General features: G+C 37.8%; 2 protein-coding genes. Both read right to left on the bottom strand.

What is annotated here, in order from left to right:
* Nucleotides 1-767: FAD-dependent oxidoreductase (locus H541_RS0110915; protein WP_026501802.1), on the bottom strand; the 767-nt coding region annotated here is incomplete at its 3' end.
* A gap of 216 nt (nucleotides 768-983) precedes the next feature.
* Complete coding sequence (locus H541_RS0110910; protein ID WP_022797304.1) at nucleotides 984-1,478, bottom strand: LURP-one-related/scramblase family protein; 495 nt, start codon at nucleotides 1,476-1,478, stop codon at nucleotides 984-986.
* Nucleotides 1,479-1,840: the final 362 nt, after the last annotated feature.

Genomic DNA, 1,840 nt, shown 5'->3' with positions numbered 1-1,840 from the left:
GTCACGTATCCTGCAAGATCAGGACGGTATTTATCGATTAATTCTTTACTAGCTCCAAAACCACCGGTCGTTATGATGACGGCTTTGCTTGAAATTGATTGTGGCTCTTCACCTTGAACTGTAACAGTGACGCCATCGACTACACCATCTTTTTCATTAATCTCAGTGACATCTGAATTGACGAATAGTGGTATTTCACGCTCATGAACGTTACGTAATAACCCGTCAACTAGGTAACCACCTATGGCAGAACCATCTGTTGGACGATGTGTTCTCTTTTCACTCATTCCACCAGTAATCGTCAGGTTATCAAGCGTGATGCCATTACTATCTAACCAATCGATAGCATCTGCTGAATGGTCAACAAAAAAGCGTAAGAGCTCTTTGTCATTTGTGTTATGCCCACCCTTTAATGTTTCTTCATAAAAAGCATCATTTGAGTCTTCGATACCTTCTTCTTTTTGGAATTTAGTTTCTGAAGCATTCATACCACTGGATGATTTAGACGTATTGCCCCCAGCAACTGGCATTTTTTCGAAAATGACTGGATTAAGTCCCTTGTTCTTTGCTTCAATAGCAGCAGTCATTCCTGCACCACCAGCCCCAACGATGATGACATCATAACTATCTTTCAACTCACTTGGGTCAGTATACTGTTGCTCAGAAGCCCCAGAATCAGCCTCAGTTTTGTCTGAGGACGATGTGTCCTTATCACTATCAGCCCCATTATTACTACAACCTACTAAAAGCACTGCAGAGAGGGCCATCCCGACTTTTAACAATTTATTCACGATAATAATCCCCCTAAATATTGATGTTTTACAAGAATATATTATCAAAAAAACGAACACATGTGTCAAAAATCACAATAAACCACTACTTAAATGAGAATTGCATGAAAAAGAGCTGTGAGATGACAACACAGCTCGCGTTTTAGTTATTTTTGAACACTTTAGTCGTGAAACAGAGGGATATTAGATGATTTATGACGATGACGATGAAGATGCTGCTTGATCTGCTTTGACCCGATCGATGGCAACAACTAATGAGACAATAAGATCTCTCTTATCATCATCGAACACAGTTATCTCATAAGTATCTCCCCAAGAAAACCACTTTTTGTTGATTTGGGCGATAGACGAACCAGCCTCACTCACCTCAAAATCCATATCCCACCAATCACCAGTGACGGAAATGTCACCAGAATCGATCGTATAACGTGGTTTAAAAAGAGTGAACTCCTTTATAATCGTAATTGTCGGTTGTCCTTCAATATCCACGAAGAATTTAGGGAGGAGACTAAAAACTTTCTTTGTAATCGTACAGACGTTGTCTCCATTTTGATCATAAATCTCGAAAGTTTTAGGAATTTGCATGAAACTTCCTTCAACGTAGTAGATAGGGTTTTCTTGATCATCCGTGACAGTAAACTTTTCACCAATTGAAAAAACTTTTTGTTTCATATATAACTGTTGCATCACATGACCTCCTATAGTTTGGCTAACATATACTTTAAGCTACGGTGTCCTAAAAAAAGCATAATTACATAGCGCTAGATAGTGCATTAGAACATTGTGATGATAGATAAATCATTAGAATTTTTTGATAGATATTTTTGGTAGATATTATTTTTGATAAATATTACAGTAGAACATATACCTTTCTTTAATAGTGACTGAAATTCAACTTTTTTGCAACAAATCCGAGGGATCTTAGTTAGAGAAGAACAACAGTGTAGACGAACTAAAGCGAACTTACGTTTGATAAAAGCTGTGAAATTTGGTACAATAAGCTAGTAACACTTTTAAGGGAGCGTTACGGATTCGACAGGCATAGGTCG

Origin of the sequence: Bavariicoccus seileri WCC 4188 (genome assembly GCF_000421665.1) — a bacterium.
GTDB lineage: Bacteria > Bacillota > Bacilli > Lactobacillales > Aerococcaceae > Bavariicoccus > Bavariicoccus seileri.
Note: the sequence above shows the minus strand (reverse complement) of the source record. Positions and strands in the feature narration are given on the sequence as shown.

Bases quoted from the DNA above. Each gene is read 5' to 3' on its own strand.
- H541_RS0110910 (WP_022797304.1), bottom strand. From the start codon at position 1,478: ATGCAACAGTTATATATGAAACAAAAAGTTTTTTCAATTGGTGAAAAG.